We start from the raw sequence: 23,527 nt of genomic DNA on the forward strand, positions 1-23,527 counted from the left end.
CCTGCTGGAACAGACGCAGGTCACGCCGCTGGACGATGGCGACAGCCGTTTTCGCCTGGTGCTCAAGGCGCCGGATGGCATTGGCCTGACCTGGTATTTGCGCACTGAGCTGGGGGCGGGGCCGATGGCGTTGCTGAAGTTGCGCGGCTTTAAGTTGCCGACGCAGATTTTTCTCGGCAAGGACGAGAAAGCTGTGCCCTATGCAATGAACGGGAGGTTTGAATGAGCCTGGAGCGATTGATCGAACGTTGCCTGGGAGCGCGCGATGCCTTGGGCCTTGCCCGAGCACAGGCAGCGCACTGGCAATCCTGGTTGCAGCCCATCAGCGCGGACTTGCCCGTAGGCGAAGACCCGGCCTGTGACGATGACTTCCAACGCATGCGTGAGGAGGTCAACAAACTGTCCGGGGCCGATATCGAACAGGTCATTCACCTGGCGCAGACGCTGCTTGCCGGATCGTCCAAGGACCTGCGGGTAGTCACTTATTACATATGGGCACGCTTGCACAGGGATGGCGAAGCAGGCTTGGCCGACGGCCTGAACCTGTTGGCCGCATTGCTGGAACGCTATGCCGCCCTGGTGCTGCCCGCGCGTCCCCACAGCCGGAAAATGGCGCTGGAGTGGCTGGCGAGCAGCAAGGTGCTCGACACCCTGTCGCGCTACCCCGAGGTGGTCAAGGACGAAGCCGAGCGCACGGTGGCGGCGCTAGCCTGGCTGGAGCGTGAGTTGGCCGCCTGGCCCCAGGATCAGCGTCCCGACCTCGGCGCGCTATATGCCGCGTTGTCTGCGCGGCTGGCGCAATCGGGCGGGGTAGACGCGCTGGTACCGCAGAACAGCGCCAGCCACGAGACGAACACGCGAGCGGCTGCCCCCGACGCGACGGTCATCAGATCCGGGCGCGACTTGCTGGATAACGGTCGAGCGTTGGCAGGTTATTTGCGCGAACAATCCCAGGGTTGGTTGGCGGCTCATCGCCTGATGAAAAGCCTGCGCTGGGATACCGTGCATGCAGCACCACTGCAGGACGCCAGTGGCAAGACGCGCCTGGCACCCCCCCGTGGCGAATACCGCGCACAACTCAAGCGCCTGCACCTGCAACAAAACTTCAGTGAACTGTTGGATTTGGTAGAGCGGATCTACGCCGAGGGTGTGAACCATTTCTGGCTGGATTTGCAGTGGTACCTGTACCAGGCACTGAGCAAACAACCCGCGCCACAGGACAGCTGGGCCGACATTGCCAAGCGCGACCTGGGCATGTTCCTCGAGCGCTTGCCGGGGCTGGAGGCGTTGTGCTGGAACGATGGCTCGCCCTTGGCGGACGAGGTGACACGCGAGTGGATCAGCCAGCACGTCTGTGGCAATCGGCCTCAGCAATGGCTACCGGCGCCGACCGTTGCCGCAACCGGCGAGGACCCCGGGATCCTGTCATTGGAAGGTGAGGCCCTGGCCCAGGCCGACAGCGATGGCGTCGAGCACTCATTGGCCTGGCTGGCCGCGCGTCCGGGCATCCATACCGGCCGCCAACGCTGGTTGTTGCGCCTGCTGATGGCGCGGGTGGCCGAGCAATACGGCAAGAGCGAACTGGCCATTCACCTGCTCGGCGAACTGGATGCCAGTGGACAACGTCATGGGTTGGCCGAATGGGAAACGGAGCTGAGTTTCGAGGTCAAGGCTCGCCTGCTCAAGCTGTTGCGCCTGAAAGCTCAACGCAATGACGCGGACAAACCCGGGCTGACCCGGCGCATGGAGGCGCTGCTGGCAGCGCTGGTGGCAGTCGACCCGGTACGTGCCGCAGTGCTCTGTGGCTGAACTTCATTTATCAGGATTTTTTCTTTGAGCATCGACAATCTGACACTGCAGTATTTCGACGCCGAAATGCGCTACCTGCGCGAGGCCGGCAAAGAGTTTGCCGAAGCTTTTCCAGACCGGGCGGCCCAACTGAACCTGGACAAGTCGGGCGCGCGCGACCCGTATGTGGAGCGGCTGTTTGAAGGGTTTGCCTTCCTGATGGGGCGGTTGCGTGAAAAGCTTGATGATGACCTGCCGGAGCTGACCGAAGGACTGGTCAGCCTGCTCTGGCCACATTACCTGCGCACCATACCGTCGCTCTCGATTGTCGAGTTGCTGCCCGAGCTCGCGCAGATGAAGCGCAGCGAGCACATCGGCAGCGGTTTTGAAGTGCTGTCGCAACCCATCGGACCATTGCGCACCCGTTGCCGCTATACCACCACCCAAGGCCTGACATTGCAGCCGCTAGCCCTGGAGCGCGTGCAGGTGGCCCATGAACCGGACGGTCGCTCGCTGCTGAGACTGCGTTTTGCCTGCGGTGCAATGGCCAACGCCAGCGAGATCGACCTGAGCCGCCTGCCGTTGTACCTCAATGCCGATGCGGCGCTGGCCAGTGCGCTGCATCAGGCGCTGACGCTGAACAGCCAAGCACTGTATGTGCGTCTGCCGGGCCAGGATGTGCGCGAGCGGCTGGACGGTTATTTCATGCCCAAGGGATTCGGTGACGAGGATCGCCTGTGGCCCAAGGGCGACAGTGCCTTCAGTGGCTATCAGTTGCTGCTGGAGTATTTCACCTTTCGCGAGAAGTTCATGTTCGTGACCCTCTGCGGGCTCGAGCACCTGGAGCTGCCACCGAATACCCCCTGGTTCGAACTCGAGGTGGTGCTGCGCGAGCCATTGCCCCAGGCGTTCATTCCGAGCGCCGAGCACATTCGCCTGCATTGCGTGCCAGTGATCAATCTGTTCACGCTGGAGTCCGACCCGATGACCCTGGCGCCCCTGCAAACAGATTACCTGCTTCGTCCCATGCGCTTGCAGGACGGGCATACGGAGATTTATTCGGTGGATCGGGTCAGCGGCTCAAAGAGCGCCGTGCGCCATGAATACGTGCCATTCACCAGCTTTCGTCACAAGGGAGGCATGTTGCGTGACGAAGCACCGGAGCGGTATTTCCATACGCGACTCAAGCGTGGCCCCAATGGCCTGCATGACACCTGGCTGATCCTGGGTGGCGAAGGTTTCGATCAGGATCGGCTGGACAGCAGCGAAAGTCTGTCGCTGCGCTTGACCGGCACCCACGGACAACTGCCGCGCAAGGCCCTGCAAGGCACCTTGCTCGATACGCCGGTGCAATCGATTCAGGTCGACTTGCGGGTGCGCAACCTGTGTGCGCCGACCTTGCCGTGCTATCCGCCCAACCGCGACCGCTTCCACTGGCGGGTGCTCAGTCATCTTGGGTCGAACTTCCTGCCGATGCTCGACAATGCCGAAGTGCTGCGCGGCACGCTGGCGTTGTATGACTGGACGGGCAGTGAGCTGAACCGGCGTCGCCTGGCGGCGATTGTCGAGGTCAGCCACCACCTGGTCCAGCGCTTCGAAAGAGGCTTTCTGCTGCGCGGGGTGGATATCGAAGTCACGCTGGATGCCAACGGCTTCAGCGGTGAGGGCGACATCAGTCTGTTCGGCGAAATGCTCAATCGCTTCTTCGCCCTGTACGCCGACATCCACCTCTATAACCAGCTCACGCTGATCCTGCAACCTACTGGAAAGTGCCTGCGATGGAACGAGAACCACAGTCAGCGAATTCCCGGCTGAAAGCCAGCGGTTTACTCGAAGCCCTGAAGGGGCAGGTGGCCGAGGCGAATCTGTATCGCTTCTGCCAGTTGCTTGAACAGACGCTGCACGATTACCCGCCACTGGGCAGCACCACATCACCTGCGGATGAACCGGTCCGCTTTCGGCCAGACCCGGGCATGGGCTTCCCTGCCGGAGAACTGAAGGCCATTGAAACCGACGATAAGCATCCTTGGCGCCCGGCCACGGTGCGCACGCGCCTGTTGGGTCTGTATGGCGTGGACTCGCCATTGCCGACGGCTTTTCTGGACGATATCGCCCAGCGACGCGAGGGACACGAGGCGCTCGAAGCGTTCCTGGACATTTTCAACCACCGGATCTTTACCCAGTTCTACCGGATATGGCGCAAGTACTCCTATCCCGCCGCCTTCGAAGCCGGTGGTACGGATGCAACCTCGCAGTGTCTGCTGGGACTGATCGGCCTGGGTATTCCCGGAACTGCCAGGCAGGTTGCCACGCCGATATCGCGCTTCCTCGCCTTGCTCAGCGTGATGCGACTGCCAACTCGCAACGCCGAAGGCATCGCTGCGCTGGTGAAGTTGCTGGCTCGCGAAACCCGGATACAGGTAACGCCACACTGGCCGCAGAAAGTGCTGCTGGCGCAGCCGGCGAGCCTGTCCGCCGAGCATCCGGTGCGCTTGTCCCAGGGCACCCCCCTGGGTGGTGTCGGCTACGACGCCAACAGTCAGTTGCATCTGGCGCTGTTCACCGAAGACCGGGACGAGGCCCGTGGCTGGCTGCCGGGTGGCCAGTTATACAACGATCTTTTGGTATTGCTGCGCGTGTACCTGGGCTGGCGTTGCACGGTAAAGCTGCAGTTATCGTTGCCCCTGCACAGCCTGCCGCCACCGCTGTTGGGACGAGCACAGGTGTCGCTGGGCATGACCGCGGTCCTGGGCCTGGGCAGTGATGCCAGGCAGGCCTGCGAAAGCACCATCATCACGATCAATCTGGGCCGCTATCAAGGCCTGCAGAAAAACCGCCAGGTCAGGGAGACACAGCATGTCGCGTACCGTTGCTAAATCATTGGGGGTCGCCGCGTTCGGTGTATTGCTCAGCGCTTGCGGAGTAACCCAGAGCGTGACAGACGCGACGACCTCGACCACCGAGGCGATCTTCTACAAGCAGGTGAAAACCCTGCACCTGGACCTCAGCGGGCGTGCAGCGCTGAACACTGCAGGGATCGACATGAACGCGTTGTCCGTGCCGACCCTGGTGCGGGTTTATCAGCTGCGTGACCGCAAGGCGCTGGAAAAGGCCAACTACGACAGCTTGCTCAGCCAGGACGAGCACGTGTTGAGTGCCGACCTGCTGGACAAACGAACCCTGGTGGTCAAGCCCGACCAAGGCGCGCAACTGAACATCCCCCTGGACAAGCAGGCACGCTATATCGCCGTGGTCGCATTGTTCCGTGAGGTCGATAACCGAGCCGATACCTGGCGCTTGACCCTGGCACGCGATGACCTCGACCCGGACCGGGTGCGGGTGATCGAACTGGGGGACAACAGACTGACCCTGCGCCCACTGGCCAAGGAGTGACGGATGAGCGACCTCAATCCCTCGTTGTACGAGACGCTCCTGCAGAATTTCGACGGCGAACTGGATCTGCATCTGGTCGCCGATGAGGATCAATGCACGCTGTCGGTGCTGGACAACCTGCGTCGCATCTTAAACAGCCGGGCCGGCGCGCTCGACCATCTGCCCGATTATGGCTTGCCGGACATGGGCCGGATTCTGCAGGGTCTACCGGGGACGGCGCATGAACTGATGAGTGCCATGGCCGACACTCTGGCCAAGTACGAGCCGCGCCTGGCCACGATTGGCATCGAACTGTTGCCCCAGACCCGACCGGGTCATCTGGAGTACAGCCTCGAAGTGCAACTCAAGGGGGGCCGTCGACTGACCTTCGGCACCACGCTCACACCAGGTGGCCATGTCCTGGTGCGTCACTTGAAGCGACAGCACTATCTATCGATGTCGGGAATTGATTAACCAAAGGAATGCGCAATGACAGCGATGTTTGAGATGCGAATCAGGCTTGGCGGCGACCCAAGCGCTTTCAGTGAGTTCAAGGCACTGCGTGAAGAGTTGGCCAGGCTGAGCCATCCGGCCTGCCCCGATGTGGATTGGGTCAAGGTGGAACAATTGTGCCTTGTGCTGTTCAAGCGTAACGGGGCGGAGTTGCAAACAGCCGCTGCTTTCGTACTTGCCCGTAGTCACCTCCACGGCCTGGAAGGTATGGTTCAGGGGATCGCGCTGATCGAGGCGCTGGTCTGCGAATGGGCAACACTGTGGCCGGCGATGGAGCCGGCGCGCCTCGAAATCCTGGCCTGGCTATTGGCGCGTCTGCAGCCCCTGTTGCGCAGCCTGGAGCTGCAACCCTGGGGGCTGCCAGTGATCGCTCAACTGGGCGCGGCACTGGAGTGCTTGCAGGCACGGCTGAATCGACAGGCACTGCATTCGCCGGGCACATTGCAAGCGCTACGTCAGCAAGTCGAAGGTCTGCTACAGAGGCTGGCGCAGAGCCACACGCAGACCCACTCGTTGTTCGACGCGGTGGCATTGTCGGCAAGACTGCCGCAACCGCTCCCGGTGATGCCGGTAGTGGTCCTGCCGACGCCGCCGATGCCTGTCGTGTTGGCTGGCGGTCAGCAAAAGCAGGCGCGCCGGCTTGGCTCCTGGCTGTTCGCCGCCGCCGCGACGATTACCTTGGCCGCGGGTGCCTCCTGGACGACCTGGCTGGCGAGCCCGGACAAGGAGGGCATTAACCGCCTGACCAGCGTTTTCGAGACGCCACCCAGGGTGCCCGAGCCGGTGCGCCTGGACAGCCTCTCCCTATTCACTCCCGGCAGCGCCGAACTCAAGCCCGGCTCGACCAAGGTATTAATCAGTGCCCTGGTCGACATCAAGGCCCAACCTGACTGGTTGATCGTCATTGCCGGGCACAGCGACGCCAAGGGCAATGCCGAACAAAACCTGCAGCTGTCCCACGCTCGCGCCTCGGCGGTGCGCGGCTGGATGCAGCGGATGGGGGACATCCCCGACAGCTGCTTCGCGGTTCAGGGCTTTGCCGACAGCCAGCCGATCGCCAGTAACGACAGCGAGGCCGGGCGCGCGACCAACCGGCGTGTCGATATCCAACTGGTGCCCCAGGCGGGAGCCTGCGGGAAAACAGGCGAGAAGGCAGCGTCATAGCAACCATTCATTCGCTCGATACCCATCATTAAGGAATGCAAGTTCTGTTTTTCCGCCAAGGGAGGAAGATAGCGTCATACCGATCTCGCCATTGAAGGAATAAGCGCGATGAGAATCTCGACCCTGCTGGCTTTTTTCGCCCTGTTCAGCGCCAGTGTGGCTGCAACCGCACCGGCAATGGCTGGCGATGCGTCCTGCCGTTTCCTGCCGATTGCCGACAGCACTGTGCGATTGCAACACGCACAAAAGGTCGCGGTGCTCTACAGCGAAAACACGCTCAACACCCAGCAATACCTCGAGAGCTATCACGCTGTGGCGGTAAAGGGGGCGCAAAACCCCGGGCTGGATAAGCGGATCAGCCAGGCGTTCGTCGACAGCTCCGACCCGCAGCGGGCGATTGGCTGGTTGATGACGTCATTGCAGAAAGAGTTCGCCGCGGTGACGGTCTATGACAACCTCGATGCGGCGCTTCAGGCTCATCCGGACGTGGTGGTGATGCTCGACACTTTCAGTCGCCTGGTGTCCAAACGCAACAGTCAGGTTGAGGCGCGGTTTGTGGCCAGGTTCTACGATTCGAACCTGCAATACATCGGCCAGGCGCAAGGTTCACGTGCCGAGCAGATGCCCTCGGTGTGGGTGCATGGCAAAGCCGCGCCGCAGATTGCCGCGCAAATCAATCAGCAGACCGAGTTGCAAGTGAACGCGTTGAAACAGTTCGATGCGTCGTTGCAGGCACTGGTGACCACCGGTCCGGTGGATCACGTGGCAAGCAACTGAACCGCTACCAGCCCTTGACCCCGCTCATATCCGGCAGCTTGTGCGCAATGCCCTTGTGGCAGTCGATGCAGGTGGCCTCGCCCTTGGCCAATGACGTGGAATGCATGGCCGCTGCCCGTTTGCCCTGGCGGGTGAAGTCCATGAATTCGAAGTTGTGGCAGTTGCGGCATTCGCGCGAGTCGTTGGCCTTGAGCCTGGCCCATTCGTGTTCCGCCAGCTCACGGCGCAGGTTGAGGAATTTGTCGCGGGTGTCGATGGTGCCGAAAAGCTTGCCCCAGACTTCCTTCGAAGCCTGCATTTTACGCGCGATCTTGTGGGTCCACTCATGGGGTACGTGGCAATCCGGGCAGCTCGCGCGCACGCCTGAGCGGTTGGTGTAGTGGATGGTGTCCTGTAATTCGACAAACACGTTGTCGCGCATTTCGTGGCAGGAAATGCAGAACTTCTCGGTGTTCGTCAGCTCCAGTGCCGTGTTGAACCCACCCCAGAAAATGATCCCGGCGATGAAACCGCCCAGCGTCAGGAATCCCAGGCTGAAATAAACGCTCGGCCGACAGAGGATGCCCCAGTAGTCCTTAAACAGGGCGAACAGTGCTTTCATGGCGCCTCCTCATCGTTTCTGCGCGGCGTTGGCGTCGTCTTGCAGGATTTTGTCGATGGTCTCGAAGCTGTTGCCCACCAGTGGCAGCACATCTTTTTGCGGCACATGGCACTGGTTGCAAAAGTAGCGACGCGGTGAGACAGCCGCCAGCGCCTGGCCGTCGCGGTCCATGTAGTGGGTGATGCTGATCATCGTCGCCTGGCTGCGTGGACTGTTGGCCCGGCTGTGGCAGGACAGGCACTTGTTGCCGTTCTTGTCGATCTGATAGCCGCGAATGCTGTGCGGGATGGTCGGTGGCTGGTCAGGGTAGTTGCGCTCGCGCTTGAGGTCCTTGTTTTCGTCGTCGGCCAGGGGCGGCGCTGGCGCGTTTTGCGTCAGGGTGCCGCCAGGCCGGCGTCCGTCCGGGCCTGGTGCATCGAGGGGGTAATCAACTTCTGCGGCAATTACCGCGCCCATCACGGCGAGCAGGAACAACGGCAGGATGCGAAAAGTCATGACGGTTCTCCTCAAGCCACGCTGATCAACTCGATGCGGATCGCGCATTTCTTGTAGTCGGTCTGCTTGGAGATCGGGTCGGTGGCGTCGAGCGTGACCTTGTTGATCAGCTTGTTGGCATCGAAAAACGGCACGAACACCAGGCCGCGCGGCGGTTTGTTGCGCCCGCGGGTTTCGATGCGGGCGCGGATTTCCCCGCGGCGGCTGATCAGCTTCACTTCGCTGCCACGGCGTGCGTTCATGGCCTTGGCATCCTCGGGATGCATGTAGACCAGGGCGTCGGGCACGGCTTTGTACAGTTCTTCCACCCGTTGGGTCATGGTGCCCGTGTGCCAATGCTCCAGGACCCGGCCGGTGCTCAGCCAGAACGGGAAGTCGGCGTCCGGGGCTTCGGCCGGTGGCTCGTAGGGCAGGGCGAAGATGATCGCCTTCTTGTCCGGGTAGCCGTAGAACTGCACTTCGCTGCCCGTTTCCACATAGGGGTCGAGCCCCTCGCGGTAGCGCCAGCGGGTTTCCTTGCCGTCGACCACCGGCCAGCGCAGGCCGCGTTCGCTGTGGTAACGATCGAAAGCCGCGAGGTCATGGCCATGACCGCGACCAAACTGCGCGTACTCTTCGAACAGGCCCTTTTGCAGGTAGAAACCAAAGGCCTTGGCTTCATCGTTCTTGTAGCCGGTCTCGATTTGCTCGACGGGAAACTCGTCGACCTGGCCGTTCTTGAACAACACTTCGAACAGGGTCTTGCCCTTGTACTCCGGGGCCTTGGCCAGCAACTCCGCGGGCCAGGTTTCATCGGTTTTGAAGCGTTTGGAAAACTCCACCAACTGCCACAGGTCGGACTTGGCGTCTCCCGGTGCGCTGACCAACTGATGCCAGAACTGCGTGCGGCGCTCGGCGTTGCCGAAGGCGCCTTCCTTTTCCACCCACATCGCGCTGGGCAGGATCAGGTCGGCCGCCTGGGCGGAAACGGTGGGGTAGACGTCCGAGACGATCACGAAGTTGTCCGGGTTGCGCCAGCCAGGCAACACTTCCTGCATGATGTTGGGCCCGGCCTGCATGTTGTTGCTGGCCTGGGTCCAGTACACGTTGAGCACTCCGTCCTTGAGCATGCGGCTTTGTTGCACCGCATGAAAGCCGACTTTCTCCTGAATGGTGCCGGCAGGCAGCTTCCAGATTTTTTCCGCGGTGGCGCGGTGCTTGGGGTTGGTCACCACCATGTCGGCGGGCAGGCGGTGGGAGAAAGTCCCGACCTCGCGGGCAGTGCCACAGGCCGATGGCTGGCCGGTCAACGAGAAGGGGCTGTTGCCCGGCTCGCTGATCTTGCCCGTGAGCAAATGGATGTTGTAGATCAGGTTGTTGGCCCAAACTCCGCGGGTGTGCTGGTTGAAACCCATGGTCCAGAACGACACGACTTTACGGTTGGGGTCGGCATAGAGTTCGGCCAACGACTTGAGGCGATCAGGCGCAACCCCGGTTTCTTTCGCCGTGCGTTCCAGGGTGTAGGGTTTGACGAACTCGGCGAACTGCTCGAAGGACATGTCTGTCCAGGTATTGGCCTTGTCGGCATTCTTCGCCTGTTTTTCCAGCGGATCATCGGCTCGCAAGCCGTAGCCAATATCGTCGGCGCCCTTGGCGAAGCGCGTGTGCTTGCTGATGAAATCCTGATTGACCGCGCCACTTTCAATGATGTGGTTGGCGATGTAGTTGAGGATCAACAGGTCGGTTTGTGGCTTGAACACCATGGGGATGTCGGCCAGCTCGAAGCTGCGGTGTTCGAAAGTCGACAGCACCGCGACCTTCACGTGCGGATAGCTCAGGCGCCGGTCGGTGACGCGGCTCCACAGGATCGGATGCATCTCTGCCATGTTCGAGCCCCACAACACAAAGGCGTCGGTGGCTTCGATGTCGTCGTAGCAACCCATCGGCTCATCCGCGCCAAAGGTGCGCATGAAACCCATCACCGCCGAGGCCATGCAATGGCGGGCATTGGGGTCGATGTTGTTGCTGCGAAAGCCGGCCTTCATCAGCTTGTTGGCGGCATAACCTTCCCACACCGTCCATTGTCCCGAGCCGAACATGCCGACCGATTCGGGGCCCTTGGTTTTCAAGGCCTGCTTGAATTTTTCTTCCATGATGTCGAAGGCCTTGTCCCAACTGATCGCCTGGAACTCGCCCTGCTTGTCGTACCGGCCGTTTTTCATGCGCAGCAGCGGCTGGGTCAGGCGGTCGACGCCATACATGATCTTGGACAGAAAATAGCCCTTCACGCAGTTCAAGCCGCGATTGACCTCGGCCTTGACGTCGCCATGGGTGGCGACTACCCGGTTGTCCCGGGTCGCGACCATCACGCTGCAACCGGTGCCGCAAAAACGACAGGGCGCCTTGTTCCAGTCCAGGGTGACCATGTCCGCTTCGGTCACCAGGTTGCTGGCAGTGGTGAATATCGGCAGGCCGGCCGCGGAGGCTGCAATGGCGGCGGCCTGGGCCTTGACGAATGCTCGGCGTGACATGCTCATTGGCTGTCTCCCGCGGGATCGAGAATTTCGTGATAGATCAGCGCAGCGTTGAGTACGCCCGGCAGATTGTTGATTTGATCGATGCGTTGCAGGATCTGGTTTTCGTGTACGGCCTCAAGGACTACCACCAGTTTCCCGGCGGCACTTTCCTGATGCAATTCCACGCCGTCCAATCGTCGCAGGTTGGCTTTGACGGCGTCGAACCGTTCAGGTCGGGCAAGTACCACAAGGCTGGCGATATGCAGGATTTCGTCCATGTTTGACTCCAACAGGCTCTATTGAAGGGCTTTTAGTTGGGCGGTCCGGGAGGGCCGTAGAGCATTTGGAAAAACCAGATAAGGAAACCGTAACTGCCGACGATAGCGACTGAAAGTAACGGGAAAAGGCAAATGACAAGAAACAGGAACAGGCGCATTTCCTTGCGTCGTTGCGGTTTTTGCTCTTCTGTCAATGACATGGAGTGCGCTCCAGCCGAACGTGCACTCCAGACTAGATCACGGAATTATAAGGGGGGGTGTTGCTAAGACTTTTATCGACAGGCGGTGGCCGATACTCACTGGTCTGCCACATGTAGTTATAACACTGCGGATCGTTACAGCGCTGAGTTACCAATATGCAGCGAGTTGATAGGGTTTCTTGTTTGAAAATTGTTCGTTTAGCCGATCGATCGGTGCTTTACCACTTCGGCTTCGACTTGCGAATCAGGTGTGCACCAATGCGATGGTGAATGAAACCACGATCATGCAGGCAAAGGCGAAATTTAGATTCATGTCGTTTCCATCCGAGTCAGGGGTGATGGCGCTCATCTTGAACAGGTCGGACGCAAATAAAAAATTCGCCTTGGTGATTTGAAAGATCGAAGGAATTGATAGCTGGCGCGTGAGTCGCGGCTCGAGTCACTGCAGACAAACTGTGGGGGCGCGCAGGCTCCCACAGTCGGGTTTTAGCTGTCGCATTATCAGCGCAGTCGCTCCAGCATCTGGTAGTACCACATGCCCGCCGCCAGCATCGGGTTGCCAAGCAGGTCGCCCATGGGCACGCGGATATGCTGGCAGGCAGCGAAGGTGTCGTACTGCTCAAGCTGCCCGGTGATCGCGCGGCCCATGATTTCGCCCATGATGTGGGTGGTGGCGATGCCGTGCCCGGAGTAGCCCTGGCAGTACCAGACGTTGTCCGAGAGTTTGCCCACTTGCGGGATGCGGTTGATCACGATGCCCATCGCGCAGCTCCATTGATAGTCGATGGCCACGCCTTTGAGTGCCGGGAACGTCTGCTCGATGCAGGGGCGTAACTCGGCGGCGATGTCGCGCGAATCCTTGCCGCTGTAGTTGGCGCCGCCGCCGAACAACAGGCGGCCGTCGGCGGTCAGGCGGTAGTAGTCGAGCACGAAGCGGCAATCGTAGACGGCGAGGTCTTCAGGGTTGATCTGTTTGGCCAGGTCGCCCAGCGGCGCAGTGGTGACGATGCCGCCCATGGCCGGGAAGATCTTGCCCTTGAGTTTGCCCGGTTCCAGTTTGTGGTAGACGTCACCGGCCAGCAGCACCTGATTGGCATCGATACGACCTTGGGCGGTGCGCACGCCTGGTTGGTCGCCGTGAATGATTTCCAGCACTTCGCTGTTTTCGAAGATCAACGCACCGAGACTTTCTGCCGCCCGGGCTTCGCCGATGCACAGGTTGAGTGGATGCAGGTGCATGTTGCGGGTGTTCTTGATCGCGCCGTGGTAGAGGTCGCTCTGCAGCAGGTCGCGTACCTGGCTGCGGTCGAGCAGGCTGACGTCGTCACCCATGCCACGGCGCAGCGCTTCGTCGTAGTCCTTGCGCAAACCGTCCATGTGGCTAGGTTTGTACGCCGCGTGCAGGTGGCCGTGCTTGAGGTCGCAGGCAATGCCGTATTTCTCCACCCGTTGCTTGATGATCTGGTGCCCGCGCCAGCGCAGGTGCCAGATGAAATCGTCGACTTCATCGCCGATGCTGCGGCGCATCTGTTTACGCATGGCTTCCTCGCCCGAGAGGCTTCCGGTGACCTGGCCGCCGTTGCGTCCGGTGGCGCCCCAGCCGATCTTGTGGCTTTCGACGATGGCGACCTTCAGGCCTTTCTCCGCCAGTTCGACGGCCGTGGCGACGCCAGTGAATCCGCCGCCGATGATGACTACGTCGACGCGGTGCTGGCCTTGCAGGGTTGGGTAATCGGTTTCGTGGTTGAGGGTGGCGGTGTAGTAGGAGTTGGTGCGTTGGGTCATGTTTTTGTCCAGGCGAAATGAGGTCGAGAGACAGCGCGATCCTTGTGGGAGCGAGCCTGCTCGCGAAGCGGCCGACACATTCAGCACTTGTAGTGACTGACACACCGCTTTCGCGAGCAGGCTCGCTCCCACAGGGCGGGGCAGATGGCGGTTTACGCCTCAGTCAAGTACCAACGCCAATCCTGCTCACCCACTTCAGCCATGAACTGCCGATACTCCGCACGCTTGACCGCCAGGTACACCCCCAGAAATTCCTGCCCCAACGCATCCCGCGCCCACACCGAATTTTCCAGCGCCGTCAGTGATGTCAGCCAGTCGGTCGGCAGCAATTGCGTAGCCTGCGCGTAGCCGTTGCCTTGGACCGGTTCGCCCGGGTCGAGGTTCTCGCTGATGCCGCGATGGATGCCAGCCAGGATCGCCGCTGCTGCCAGGTACGGGTTGGCATCGGCACCGCAGATGCGATGTTCGATGTGACGGCTGTTGGCCGGACCACCGGGCACCCGCAGGCTGACGGTGCGGTTGTCGACGCCCCAGGTCGGGGCCAGCGGCGCATAGCTGTTGGCCTGGAAGCGCCGGTAGGAGTTGGCATTGGGGCAGAACAGCAACAGCGAATCGAGCAGCGACGCCAGCATGCCGCCGATGGCGGTGCGCAGCAGCGGGGTGCCGGCCGGGTCCTCGGACGCGAACAGGTTGCGACCTTCGGCATCGGCGATGCTGACGTGCATGTGCATGCCGGTACCCGCCAGGTGATCGAAGGGTTTGGCCATGAACGTCGCCTGCATGCCGTGCTTGTGGGCCACGGCTTTGACCAGGCGTTTGTAACGCACCGCCTGATCCATCGCCTGCAAGGCATCGCCGTGTTCCAGGGTGATTTCCACCTGCCCCGGCGCGTATTCGGAAATCGCTGTGCGCGCCGGAATGCCATGGAGTTTGCACGCGGCATAGAGGTCGGCGAGGAAAGGCTCGATCTGCTCCAGCTCACGCAGGCCATAGACCTGGGTATGTCGCGGTCGACCGCCGTCAGCGTCCAGCGCCGGTTGCGGGCGACCATTGTGATCGCGCTTGGCGTCCAGCAAATAGAACTCCAGCTCGCACGCCATCACCGGGTGGTATCCCTCGGCTTGCAACCGCTCGATGACCTTGATCAGCAGGTGACGTGGATCAGCGATGCTCGCCGGCATGCCTTCTTGCGGGTGCATGCTGACTTGCACCGCCGCGGTCGGAATTTGCCGCCACGGCAAACGCACCAGGCTGCCTTCGAGCGGGTAGGCACGGCAGTCGATGTCACCCACCTCCCAGACCAGTCCGGAGTTCTCGACGTCATCGCCTTGCAAGGTCAGGCCGAGGATGGTGCTGGGCAGCGGGCGACCGCTTTCATACACCGCCAGCAGTTCCTCGCGGTGCAACAGCTTGCCGCGCGGCACGCCGTTGGCATCGAGAATGAACAGCTCGATCATGTCGATATCGGGATTGTTCGCCAAAAAGCGTTGGGCGTCTTCAAGGGCTGCGAATTTCATAGTTCATCACTCACGGTGGCGTCCCGCGGACGCACGGATTCAGGCCAGGGCGCGACGGCGGATAAAGATCCACGGCGCTCTGGCAGCGATAGCGAAAAAGTAAGGGGGCTCGACGCGTCGTGGACGCGATCAGGCGAGCAGGGTGCTATCCGGCGGGCGTGCGGAGTGACGCAGTTTGGAGCGGCGCAGGGCCATGGGCAGGTTGACGATACGCTTCATGAGGCAATGCCGTCCACGACCCATGCAGAGGGGGTCAGGAATGAGACATCCAGCAAGTGGTGCTCTGACGGTGCGGTGCTCATGACTCAGGTTTCCAGCAGGGGAAATCGTCGGTGGCGGATAACACGCTATCCGCCGTGACTGGATACTAGGGGTGAAAGCGCAACCTGTAAACGTCTGTTTTCAGCGCAGAAGGTGCACGGCCACCCCGATCAGCCCACAACCGGACAATACTTCGATGACCCCTCGCTTGAACCGCAGCAGGGCAATCGCGGCCGCAATGGCGATCAGCAGCGACGGCCAGTCCAGCCGATTGGCGAAGCCCTCAGGCCACAGCACATGATAAGCAAAGAAGCACGCCAGATTGACAATCACGCCAACCACCGCCGCGGTAATCGCGGTCAGCGGCGCGGTGAACTTGAGTTCGTTGTGCGTCGATTCCACCAGCGGGCCACCGGCGAGAATGAACAGGAACGAAGGCAGGAAGGTGAACCAGGTTACCAGCATGGCGGCGACGGCACCGGCGACGAAGGCCTGATCGGGACCGAACACCTGATGCACGTAGCCGCCGATGAAACCGACGAAGGCGACCACCATGATCAATGGCCCGGGTGTGGTTTCGCCGAGCGCCAGGCCATCGATCATTTGCGTCGGCGTCAGCCATCCATAGTGGCCGACCGCGCCCTGGTAGACATACGGCAGCACCGCGTAGGCACCGCCGAAGGTCAGCAGCGCCGCCTTGGTGAAAAACCAGCCCATCTGGGTCAGCGTGCCTTCCCAGCCGAACAGGGTGGTGAGGGAGGCCATCGGCAGCGCCCACAACAGCGCGCCGATCAGGGCCAGGCGCAGCAGTTTCCAGCTGCTGAAACGGGCATGCTCGGGCGTGGGTGTGTCGTCGTCGATGACGGCGGCGCCGAAGGATTTTTGCGCGGCGCCGTGGCCGCCGGTACGGAATTTTTCGGGGGCCAGGCGTCCGCCGAAATAACCGATGATTGCCGCCCCCAAAACGATCAAGGGAAACGGTACGTTGAGCGCGAAGATGGCCACGAATGACGCGGCGGCGATGCCCCACATCCAGGCGTTTTTCAAGGCCCGGGAGCCGATCCGATGCGCCGCCTGCAGCACAATGGCGGTCACCGCCGGCTTGATCCCGTAGAACAGCCCGACCACCACCGGCACCTCACCGAAGGCGACGTACACCCAGGACAAGGCTATCAGGAGAAACAGCGACGGCAGCACGAACAGCACGCCGGCAATCACGCCGCCCCAGGTCCGGTGCATCAGCCAGCCGATGTAGGTCGCCAATTGCTGGGCCTCGGGGCCGGGCAGCAACATGCAATAGTTGAGCGCATGCAGGAAGCGGCGCTCGGAGATCCAGCGCCGGCGTTCGACCAGTTCCTGGTGCATGATCGAGATCTGCCCGGCCGGCCCGCCGAAGCTTATGAAACCGAGCTTGAGCCAGAAACGGAACGCTTCTCGCAGACTGATTGCAGCGGGCTTCGCAGGTTGCTGTGCTTCGACGGGGGCAGGGCTCAAACGGCGATTCCTTTTGCAGGGACTCTGTGACCCGCGACTTTAACCATGAGCACGCGGTTTGAATAGCCAGGCACTGCGTCAACTCAAAACGTAGTCCACCGGCATGAGCGGCGGCGGCAATGTCGTCTCACCCATGGCCGCCAGGACATCGCGCTCGATGGTGCGCACCAATGCGTCGATGGGCAGCTGGTTTTCATCGCGACCGAACGGATCCTCCAGTTCATCGGCAATCGCATCCAGGCCGAAGAACGTGTAGCTGACAATCGCGGTGAAGACCGGCGTCAGCCAGCCCAACGGTTCGGCCATGGCGAATGGCAGCAAAATGCAGAACAGGTAGATGGTGCGGTGCAGCAACAAGGTGTAGGGGAAGGGCAGCGGCGTGTTCTTGATCCGTTCACAGACCGCCTGGACCTGGGTCAGGCGGGTCAAGTGGTTGGCCATCAGCATGTGGCGCCACTCGTTGATCACGCCAGACTCGGCCAGCGTCGAGCATTGTTGGCCGGCCTGCATCAGGATTCGCCCACAGAGATCGCCTGCGTTGTCCAAGGGCAGCGGATCGAGCCAGGCCCCACTGGCCGCCAGTTCGTCTTCCTGGCGCAACCTGGCGTTGAGCGCGTGGGCGAAGCCACAGAGTTTGCGCAGCAGACTGTTGCGCTCGAATTCATCCTTGATGACCTGGGTTTCTCGCGCCATGGAGCGAATCTCCACCAGCATGTCGCCCCAGGCCTTGCGCGCTTCGTACCAGCGGTCATAACAGGCGTTGTTGCGAAAGCTCATGAAGATCGACAGCGACAGGCCCAACAGGGTGAAGGGCGTCGCACTGACCTTGGAAAAATAGCTGGGGTGCGACATCTCGACGAGCACGATGACCGATGCGAGCAGCGTCACCATCAGGGCGCGCCAGGCGATGCGCTTGGCGATCGAGCCTTTGAGCGAAGTCAGGATGCCGATCAGGTTGGGTTTGGGTCTTACGATCATGGTTGTGCGCCTGGGAAGGACAGTGATGGAGCTGACGTTTAATCGCCGGTCATGGGCATGACGCGGCGCAGGCTAGGAGCAACGAATCCGTACGTCCAATCACTATGAGTGACTGGGTGATCGACGGAGTCTATGAAGGATTTTCAAGCGCGCAGCGACCGTGCACCGCTGCGGCTGTCGTCCTTCATTGCGCCCCGAACATCACCGTCCAGTAAATCCCCGCATCGCTCTTCGGATCAACCGCATACGCCGCCCCCAAGTCGCGGAACTGCGGGTTCATCAGGTTGGCGCAATGGCCGGGGCTGGCCAGCCAACCGTCGACCACCTTGCGTACGCTGTCCTGCCCGGCGGCGATGTTCTCGCCGATCTGCTGGAAGTCGTAGCCCGCCAGCTCGGCGCGGTCGCCGGGGGTACGGCCGTCGCGGTCCTTGTGATCGAAGTAATTGTTGTTGGCCATGCTGCGTGCCTGGGTTTCGGCGGCGCTCGCCAGGGTGGCGTTCCAGGCCAGCGGCGTGGTGGCGTTGAAGGTTTGGGCGCCACATTGGCGGGGGCGGCTGCGCGCGACGTTGAGTTCGGCGAGCAGTTTTTGCCCTTCGGCCTGCCAATCGCCCAGGCGTGCACTCAACAATGGCCGGGCCAGTACGATGCGCCACTCGCGGTCCTGGCGGCTGACGCCGACGTCGACGAACTGCGGGTCGAGCACGATCTGGCAAAAACTTTCCTGGATCGCCTTCATGGCCGAGGGCGCATCACGCGGCCCGGTCAGGCTGATCGCCTGCACATTCTTCATCGGATACCCTGCACTGGCCATGGCCTGTTGCAGGTTGCCGACGCTGGCGGCGGACAGCACCAGCCGCGGGTCGGCCGACAGCGGCGGCAGTTCCGATGACACCTGGCCTGCGCAACGCTGCAACTGGGCGCGGTAGACGTTGATCGATTCGATCAGTTGCGACTCGTCGCTCGCCAGCGCGGTGGCGGCAAACAGAAGTCCCAGTGAAACCCCGGCAAGGCGCAGGGTGGACGATAGGAAAGGCATGGAAATCCTCCTTGAGCTGACTGCGCCCATGATGCGCGAAGTGCCCCCCTTGAGCGCAATGCCTTTTTCCGGGTTGTTGCATCCTCCGCGCCATCATTTCACTACTACACTCAAGCGATACTGCCTACGGAGTAGTGTCCGATCATGCGCCACGCCTGGATCTCCACCTGCCTTGCCCTGACCCTGCTCGCTGTCCCGGCATTCGCCACTGACCAGGAACAAAAACAGAAAGTCGCCGAAGACAAGGCCCAGGTGCTGGAGCACAAGGCCGCGGAAAACAGCGGCCCCGCGGCAGTGCCCAAGTCTCAAGCCATTACCCAGCCTGAGGTCCAGGCCGTGGACCCGGCGGGCAAGGCGCCGCTCGATGACGCCATCACCTGTCTCGCCCGTTCGATCTACTGGGAAGCCAAGGGCAAGGACTCGGCCGACATGGAAGCGGTGGCCAACGTGGTCATGAATCGCCTCGGCCATGAAGGTTTTCCCGATACCGTGTGTGCTGTAGTCAAGCAGGGCTCGGAGACCAGGAGCTGCCAGTTTTCCTGGTGGTGCGATGGGCGCCCGGACTCCGTTCAGGAGGAGGTGCCTTACGCGATGGCCAAGGAAATCGCACGCAAGGCGCTGAACAAGCAATTGCCGGATCGCACCAAAGGCGCACTGTATTTCCATGATCGCACGGTGAAGCCGGACTGGGCCAAGGAGTACACCCATACGGCGGACATCGGATTGTTCAGGTTTTACAAACCCCAGGGCGGTGATGCGAAGTAATCATAATTACGTGAAAAACCCTTGAAATTTATCCAGGCCCGCGAAACTGCAATATTTCTGTTTTACAAGCTTCATGACGGAGCAACGCGTTAGAAATGTCATGAGTGGAAACAGAACATGAAGCAGGCGTGGTTTTTCAGCAGTCATTCGGCACCGCCAGGTGCGTCCTTTGCGGTTTGCGCCTCGTGACGGTTCTTGTCACCGGCGCCGCCGGTTTCATCGGCTTTCATACAGCCAGGCGCTTGTGCCTGGACGGTCATGAAGTCGTGGGGATCGACAACCTCAACGACTATTACGACGTAGCGCTCAAGCAGGCACGGCTAAAGGCGCTTGAGTCGTTGCCGGGCTTTCGCTTCCGGAAAATGGACATCGTCGACAAGCCGGCATTGCTGGACTTGTTCGGCGAGTACCGATTCAGCGAAGTGGTGCACCTGGCCGCCCAGGCCGGCGTGCGTTATTCGCTGGACCATCCGGATGTGTACGCCCAATCGAACCTGGTGGGCTTCCTCAATGTGCTGGAAGCCTGTCGGCACCATCGCCCCGGGCACCTGATCTATGCCTCGAGCAGTTCGGTCTACGGCAGCAACTGCAAGATGCCTTTCAGCATCGAAGACGCGGTCGATCAACCGGTTTCGTTGTACGCGGCCACCAAGCGTGCCAATGAACTGCTCGCCCACAGTTACTGCCATCTGTACGGCCTCAAGGCCAGCGGTCTGCGCTTCTTCACCGTCTACGGGCCTTGGGGCCGGCCCGACATGGCACCGTTCAAATTCACCGAGGCGATCCTCAACGGCAAGCCCATCGACGTCTACAACCAGGGCGAGATGGCGCGGGACTTCACCTACATCGATGACATCGTGGAAAGCATCGCTCGCCTGCGCACTCGGCCGCCGGGCGAGGGGATCAATCGACTCTTCAACATCGGTCGCGGTGAACCGATGGCGCTGCTGGATTTTATCGATTGCCTGGAGTCGGCGTTGGGCACCGAAGCCCGGCGTCACTTCATGCCGATGCAGGACGGTGATGTGGTCAAGACCTGGGCCGATGTCTCGGCACTGCAAGCGTGGATCGACTTTCGCCCGCAGGTGTCGGTGGCAGCCGGGGTCGGGGCCTTTGTGCAGTGGTATCGGCAGTTTTATCAGATCTGAATCGTTCGCCGCTGATAACGGTAAAACCATAGGGCGAGGGGACTCCATGAGCCAAGACATATTTGTGTCGGTACTGATTCCGGCAAAGAACGAAGCGAACAACCTCAAGCCACTGCTCGAGGAGGTGCGCGAGGCAATGGCAAACGAAGCGTATGAAATCATCGTGGTCGACGATGGCAGTACCGATGCCACTTTGCACGAGCTGCGCCAGATCAGGAACAGCGGTTTGAGCGCCTTGCGCATCCTGCATCATGCACGCTCGCTGGGGCAAAGCACCTCGCTCTACCACGCGGCACGGGAAGCGCGTGGGCAATGGCTGGCCACCCTCGACGGCGACGGCCAGAACGATCCGGCGGACATCCCCGGCATGTTGGCGCTGGTGCGCGGTGAGCAGGGCAGGGGCAATGTGCAGCTGGTGGCGGGTCACCGTACCAACCGCCGCGATTCTGCGAGCAAGCGCTGGGCTTCGCGTTTCGCCAACGGTCTGCGCCGGCGCCTGCTCAAGGATGCCACGCCGGACACCGGCTGCGGCCTGAAGCTGATCGAGCGCGCGGCGTTCCTGCGCCTGCCGTATTTCGACCACATGCACCGATTCATTCCGGCATTGATCCAGCGCCACAACGGCCGAACGATCAATTACCCGGTCAACCATCGAGCGCGCACCGCAGGGGTGTCCAAATACGGCAACCTCGACCGTGCCCTGGTGGGCATTCTTGACCTGGTCGGTGTCTGGTGGCTGATCAAGCGCACGCGGCTGAACGCCCATGCCCAGGAGCTCGAAGGATGATCATGACCCGCGAAACCCTGTGGCTGGTGATCGGTTTTGCCGGACAGATCGCGTTTACCGGACGGTTCGTCCTGCAGTGGCTGTACAGCGAATACAAAAAGCGCAGCGTCATCCCGGTGAGTTTCTGGTACCTGAGCATTGTCGGCAGCACCTTGCTGTTTGCCTACGCCATCTACCGTCAGGACCCGGTGTTCATTGTCGGGCAGGCATTCGGCTCCATCGTGTACTTGCGCAACCTGCAATTGATTGCCAAACACCGACAGTCCAGGGAATAGACCATGCGCCGAAACCTCTCGCCCCGGGTCGAATGCCTGGTCCTGATGCTGCTCGCCTTGCTGTTGATCGGTGCCGGGCTGGGCTTGCGCCAGGCACAGAACGTCGATGAGGAACGCTTCCTCGGTGTGGCCCTGGAGATGCTGCACAACGGCTCGTGGCTGATTCCGCATCGGGCCGGGGAGATCTACGGCGACAAGCCTCCGATCTTCATGTGGACGGTGGCATTCTTCATCTGGCTGACCGGCCTGCCCAACCTCGCCCTGTATATTCCCGGGCTGTTGTCGGCGGCAACCGTCACGGCGCTGGTTCATGACCTGGGCCGTCGGCTCTGGAGCCAGCGTATTGGGCGCATCGCGGCACTGTTGTACCTGGCGACCTACCAGACCTATAGCATCCTGCGCACCGGGCAGATCGACAGCTTCCTGGTGCTGTTCACAACCCTTGGCCTATACGCCATGGCCCGTCACCTGCTGCTCGGGCCGGCTTGGCGCTGGTTCTACGTGGGATGCGCGGCGATGGGCATCGGGGTGATCACCAAGGGCGTGGGTTTTCTGCCGGTGTTGCTGTTGATCCCTTATGCCTATGCGGTGCGCAAGGGCTGGCCGGGGGTGGTGGCGATGCCGGGCGAGTCGCGCAGATGGCTGCTCGGGTTTTTGTTCATGCTGGCTGCGATTGCGATCTGGCTGCTGCCCCTGGCCTTGTCCATCGCGCTTAATGGCAGCGCTGAGGAAATCGCTTATGCGCGGGAAATCCTCCTGCGCCAGACCGCCGGACGCTATGCCGCCGCCTGGCATCACCGGGAACCCTTCTGGTACTTCTTCACCAACGTCATTCCACAGTACTGGCTGCCATTGGTATTGGTGTTGCCGTGGCTGGTGCCGGCCTGGCGCCGCCAGCTGCAAAAACGCGATGGCCGGGTGCTGGTGTTGCTCGGCTGGGTGGCGCTGGTGGTGCTGTTTTTCTGTATCAGCAGCGGCAAGCGCAAGTTGTATATCTACCCGGCATTGCCAGCGCTGGTCCTGGTGGCAGCGCCGCTGGTGCCTTGGTTGCTCCAGCGTTGGTTCCGCCAGCGCCCGCGCTTGCGACGAATGTTCCCGGCATTGGTCGCGACCTGGTTCGTGCTGTGGTTCGCCCGGGGTTTTGTCGAACCGGTCAGGGATGGGGTCAATCCGAATCAAACGCTCATGGCCCAAGCCAACAGCATGACCCATGGCTCGAACCTGGTCCTGGTCAACTGGAGCGAAGGGCACTGGCTGTTCGCCCGCCAACCGATCGTGCACTTCGGTATGCTCGACTCCACGGTGGAAAACGCTGCGCAATGGCTGCGCGAACACCCCAAGGATTACGCACTGGTGCCGGACGATCTGCTGGACCGCTGCTTCAAGCCCTCGGCTGCGCGGGAACTGGGGGAGAACTCCCGGGCGCAATGGTCGATTGTCGGGGCGGATGCGGATAATGGGTTGTGTCATCCGGTGGAGGCGCCGACGGTGTATCGGTTTTCCTGGGCTGACCGGCTTGTGCAAGTGTCCGTTCCCTAGCGAAGCTATTGCATATTGATCGTTCCTACGCAGAGCGTGGGAACGATCACAACGACGCGGACACAGCTGGAATCAGGCGCTTTCGTTTTTTGCTCTGGGCGACCCCTGTAGGGGCGAGCTTGTCGAATCGTCGCACCGTCGCGATGGTCGTCAACGATGACGCGGTGCACCTGACACCCCGTGGTGCCCCCAGGTTTTTCGCGAGCATGCTCGCTCCTGCAGAAGGGCGAAACCATAGGAGGCCGTTACCGCAGCAACT

The 23,527-nt window shown here is 61.4% G+C and carries 22 protein-coding genes and 1 pseudogene; 13 read left to right on the top strand and 10 right to left on the bottom strand.

Annotated features, from left to right (window positions below):
• The 8 genes and pseudogenes from QLG10_RS22010 to QLG10_RS22045 all read left to right on the top strand — a co-directional run.
• Positions 1 to 226 (top strand): annotated as a pseudogene (locus QLG10_RS22010) (hypothetical protein); the annotation flags it as partial.
• The gene (gene tssA, locus QLG10_RS22015) at positions 223 to 1,809 is read left to right on the top strand and encodes a type VI secretion system protein TssA (RefSeq protein WP_110753488.1); all 1,587 of its coding nucleotides are present in this window, start codon (positions 223 to 225) and stop codon (positions 1,807 to 1,809) included. The pseudogene QLG10_RS22010 and the gene tssA, both read left to right, overlap by 4 nt.
• A 24-nt stretch (positions 1,810 to 1,833) precedes the next feature.
• Entirely contained in the window at positions 1,834 to 3,603 is a 1,770-nt protein-coding gene (gene tssF / locus QLG10_RS22020; RefSeq protein ID WP_110753486.1) for a type VI secretion system baseplate subunit TssF, read from the top strand.
• Positions 3,567 to 4,664: a type VI secretion system baseplate subunit TssG gene (tssG, locus tag QLG10_RS22025; protein WP_110753484.1), complete on the top strand. Its 1,098-nt coding sequence runs from the start codon at positions 3,567 to 3,569 to the stop codon at positions 4,662 to 4,664. Before tssF ends, tssG begins: the two co-directional genes overlap by 37 nt.
• Complete coding sequence (tssJ, locus tag QLG10_RS22030; protein WP_282488019.1) at positions 4,645 to 5,181, top strand: type VI secretion system lipoprotein TssJ; 537 nt, start codon at positions 4,645 to 4,647, stop codon at positions 5,179 to 5,181. Before tssG ends, tssJ begins: the two co-directional genes overlap by 20 nt.
• 3 nt (positions 5,182 to 5,184) lie before the next feature.
• Entirely contained in the window at positions 5,185 to 5,634 is a 450-nt protein-coding gene (tssE, locus tag QLG10_RS22035) for a type VI secretion system baseplate subunit TssE (RefSeq protein ID WP_110753480.1), read from the top strand.
• Between the two features lie 15 nt (positions 5,635 to 5,649).
• Entirely contained in the window at positions 5,650 to 6,837 is a 1,188-nt protein-coding gene (locus QLG10_RS22040) for an OmpA family protein (RefSeq protein WP_282488020.1), read from the top strand.
• Between the two features lie 108 nt (positions 6,838 to 6,945).
• Positions 6,946 to 7,614 carry an ATPase gene (locus QLG10_RS22045; RefSeq protein WP_110753476.1) on the top strand — a complete coding sequence of 223 codons (669 nt, stop codon included), beginning with the start codon at positions 6,946 to 6,948 and terminating at the stop codon, positions 7,612 to 7,614.
• Positions 7,615 to 7,618: 4 nt separating this feature from the next.
• Here the strand turns inward: QLG10_RS22045 and QLG10_RS22050 are convergent, their stop codons facing one another.
• From QLG10_RS22050 to QLG10_RS22095, 10 genes are all read right to left on the bottom strand, one after another.
• On the bottom strand, positions 7,619 to 8,215 hold the full coding sequence (locus QLG10_RS22050) for a cytochrome c3 family protein (RefSeq protein WP_110753474.1): 597 nt from the start codon (positions 8,213 to 8,215) through the stop codon (positions 7,619 to 7,621).
• Positions 8,216 to 8,224: 9 nt separating this feature from the next.
• Complete coding sequence (locus tag QLG10_RS22055) at positions 8,225 to 8,710, bottom strand: nitrate reductase cytochrome c-type subunit (protein WP_020799566.1); 486 nt, start codon at positions 8,708 to 8,710, stop codon at positions 8,225 to 8,227.
• Between the two features lie 11 nt (positions 8,711 to 8,721).
• Entirely contained in the window at positions 8,722 to 11,226 is a 2,505-nt protein-coding gene (napA, locus tag QLG10_RS22060) for a nitrate reductase catalytic subunit NapA (RefSeq protein ID WP_188264944.1), read from the bottom strand.
• The gene (locus tag QLG10_RS22065; RefSeq protein ID WP_110753470.1) at positions 11,223 to 11,483 is read right to left on the bottom strand and encodes a chaperone NapD; all 261 of its coding nucleotides are present in this window, start codon (positions 11,481 to 11,483) and stop codon (positions 11,223 to 11,225) included. The genes napA and QLG10_RS22065 overlap by 4 nt, the downstream gene beginning before the upstream one ends.
• A gap of 32 nt (positions 11,484 to 11,515) precedes the next feature.
• Entirely contained in the window at positions 11,516 to 11,683 is a 168-nt protein-coding gene (napE, locus tag QLG10_RS22070) for a periplasmic nitrate reductase, NapE protein (RefSeq protein WP_020799563.1), read from the bottom strand.
• A 501-nt stretch (positions 11,684 to 12,184) separates the two neighbouring features.
• A complete protein-coding gene (locus QLG10_RS22075) occupies positions 12,185 to 13,468 on the bottom strand; it encodes an FAD-binding oxidoreductase (protein ID WP_282488021.1) in 1,284 nt (427 codons plus the stop codon).
• A 152-nt stretch (positions 13,469 to 13,620) separates the two neighbouring features.
• The gene (locus tag QLG10_RS22080) at positions 13,621 to 14,985 is read right to left on the bottom strand and encodes a glutamine synthetase family protein (protein WP_110753467.1); all 1,365 of its coding nucleotides are present in this window, start codon (positions 14,983 to 14,985) and stop codon (positions 13,621 to 13,623) included.
• A 402-nt stretch (positions 14,986 to 15,387) separates the two neighbouring features.
• The gene (chrA, locus tag QLG10_RS22085) at positions 15,388 to 16,740 is read right to left on the bottom strand and encodes a chromate efflux transporter (protein WP_110753465.1); all 1,353 of its coding nucleotides are present in this window, start codon (positions 16,738 to 16,740) and stop codon (positions 15,388 to 15,390) included.
• Between the two features lie 78 nt (positions 16,741 to 16,818).
• Positions 16,819 to 17,718 carry a bestrophin family protein gene (locus QLG10_RS22090; protein WP_282488022.1) on the bottom strand — a complete coding sequence of 300 codons (900 nt, stop codon included), beginning with the start codon at positions 17,716 to 17,718 and terminating at the stop codon, positions 16,819 to 16,821.
• A 184-nt stretch (positions 17,719 to 17,902) separates the two neighbouring features.
• Positions 17,903 to 18,754: a CAP domain-containing protein gene (locus tag QLG10_RS22095; RefSeq protein WP_110753461.1), complete on the bottom strand. Its 852-nt coding sequence runs from the start codon at positions 18,752 to 18,754 to the stop codon at positions 17,903 to 17,905.
• 144 nt (positions 18,755 to 18,898) lie between these two features.
• On the opposite strand from QLG10_RS22095, the gene QLG10_RS22100 reads away from it, so the two are divergent.
• The 5 genes from QLG10_RS22100 (at position 18,899) to QLG10_RS22120 (ending at position 23,268) form a co-directional block, all read left to right on the top strand.
• Positions 18,899 to 19,519, top strand: a complete 621-nt coding sequence (locus tag QLG10_RS22100) for a cell wall hydrolase (protein ID WP_151142539.1) — start codon at positions 18,899 to 18,901, stop codon at positions 19,517 to 19,519.
• A 185-nt stretch (positions 19,520 to 19,704) separates the two neighbouring features.
• Positions 19,705 to 20,667, top strand: a complete 963-nt coding sequence (locus QLG10_RS22105) for an NAD-dependent epimerase/dehydratase family protein (RefSeq protein ID WP_188264942.1) — start codon at positions 19,705 to 19,707, stop codon at positions 20,665 to 20,667.
• Between the two features lie 46 nt (positions 20,668 to 20,713).
• Positions 20,714 to 21,454, top strand: a complete 741-nt coding sequence (locus QLG10_RS22110; protein WP_282488023.1) for a glycosyltransferase family 2 protein — start codon at positions 20,714 to 20,716, stop codon at positions 21,452 to 21,454.
• Positions 21,451 to 21,729, top strand: coding sequence for a lipid-A-disaccharide synthase N-terminal domain-containing protein (locus tag QLG10_RS22115; RefSeq protein ID WP_282488024.1), 279 nt, complete (start codon positions 21,451 to 21,453; stop codon positions 21,727 to 21,729). The genes QLG10_RS22110 and QLG10_RS22115 overlap by 4 nt, the downstream gene beginning before the upstream one ends.
• 3 nt (positions 21,730 to 21,732) lie before the next feature.
• A complete protein-coding gene (locus tag QLG10_RS22120; RefSeq protein ID WP_282488025.1) occupies positions 21,733 to 23,268 on the top strand; it encodes a glycosyltransferase family 39 protein in 1,536 nt (511 codons plus the stop codon).
• Positions 23,269 to 23,527 lie beyond the last annotated feature (259 nt).

It is taken from the genome of Pseudomonas sp. V98_8, assembly GCF_029967975.1.
In the GTDB taxonomy this organism is placed as follows: domain Bacteria; phylum Pseudomonadota; class Gammaproteobacteria; order Pseudomonadales; family Pseudomonadaceae; genus Aquipseudomonas; species Aquipseudomonas umsongensis.

Coding starts and splice junctions, on each gene's coding strand:
- tssG (WP_110753484.1), top strand. CDS start 3,567: ATGGAACGAGAACCACAGTCAGCGAATTCCCGGCTGAAAGCCAGCGGT.
- QLG10_RS22095 (WP_110753461.1), bottom strand. CDS start 18,754: ATGCCTTTCCTATCGTCCACCCTGCGCCTTGCCGGGGTTTCACTGGGA.
- QLG10_RS22110 (WP_282488023.1), top strand. CDS start 20,714: ATGAGCCAAGACATATTTGTGTCGGTACTGATTCCGGCAAAGAACGAA.
- QLG10_RS22115 (WP_282488024.1), top strand. CDS start 21,451: ATGATCATGACCCGCGAAACCCTGTGGCTGGTGATCGGTTTTGCCGGA.
- tssA (WP_110753488.1), top strand. CDS start 223: ATGAGCCTGGAGCGATTGATCGAACGTTGCCTGGGAGCGCGCGATGCC.
- QLG10_RS22075 (WP_282488021.1), bottom strand. CDS start 13,468: ATGACCCAACGCACCAACTCCTACTACACCGCCACCCTCAACCACGAA.
- QLG10_RS22050 (WP_110753474.1), bottom strand. CDS start 8,215: ATGAAAGCACTGTTCGCCCTGTTTAAGGACTACTGGGGCATCCTCTGT.
- napE (WP_020799563.1), bottom strand. CDS start 11,683: ATGTCATTGACAGAAGAGCAAAAACCGCAACGACGCAAGGAAATGCGC.
- QLG10_RS22055 (WP_020799566.1), bottom strand. CDS start 8,710: ATGACTTTTCGCATCCTGCCGTTGTTCCTGCTCGCCGTGATGGGCGCG.
- QLG10_RS22100 (WP_151142539.1), top strand. CDS start 18,899: ATGCGCCACGCCTGGATCTCCACCTGCCTTGCCCTGACCCTGCTCGCT.
- QLG10_RS22120 (WP_282488025.1), top strand. CDS start 21,733: ATGCGCCGAAACCTCTCGCCCCGGGTCGAATGCCTGGTCCTGATGCTG.
- QLG10_RS22040 (WP_282488020.1), top strand. CDS start 5,650: ATGACAGCGATGTTTGAGATGCGAATCAGGCTTGGCGGCGACCCAAGC.
- QLG10_RS22080 (WP_110753467.1), bottom strand. CDS start 14,985: ATGAAATTCGCAGCCCTTGAAGACGCCCAACGCTTTTTGGCGAACAAT.
- QLG10_RS22045 (WP_110753476.1), top strand. CDS start 6,946: ATGAGAATCTCGACCCTGCTGGCTTTTTTCGCCCTGTTCAGCGCCAGT.
- QLG10_RS22090 (WP_282488022.1), bottom strand. CDS start 17,718: ATGATCGTAAGACCCAAACCCAACCTGATCGGCATCCTGACTTCGCTC.
- tssE (WP_110753480.1), top strand. CDS start 5,185: ATGAGCGACCTCAATCCCTCGTTGTACGAGACGCTCCTGCAGAATTTC.
- tssJ (WP_282488019.1), top strand. CDS start 4,645: ATGTCGCGTACCGTTGCTAAATCATTGGGGGTCGCCGCGTTCGGTGTA.
- napA (WP_188264944.1), bottom strand. CDS start 11,226: ATGAGCATGTCACGCCGAGCATTCGTCAAGGCCCAGGCCGCCGCCATT.
- QLG10_RS22065 (WP_110753470.1), bottom strand. CDS start 11,483: ATGGACGAAATCCTGCATATCGCCAGCCTTGTGGTACTTGCCCGACCT.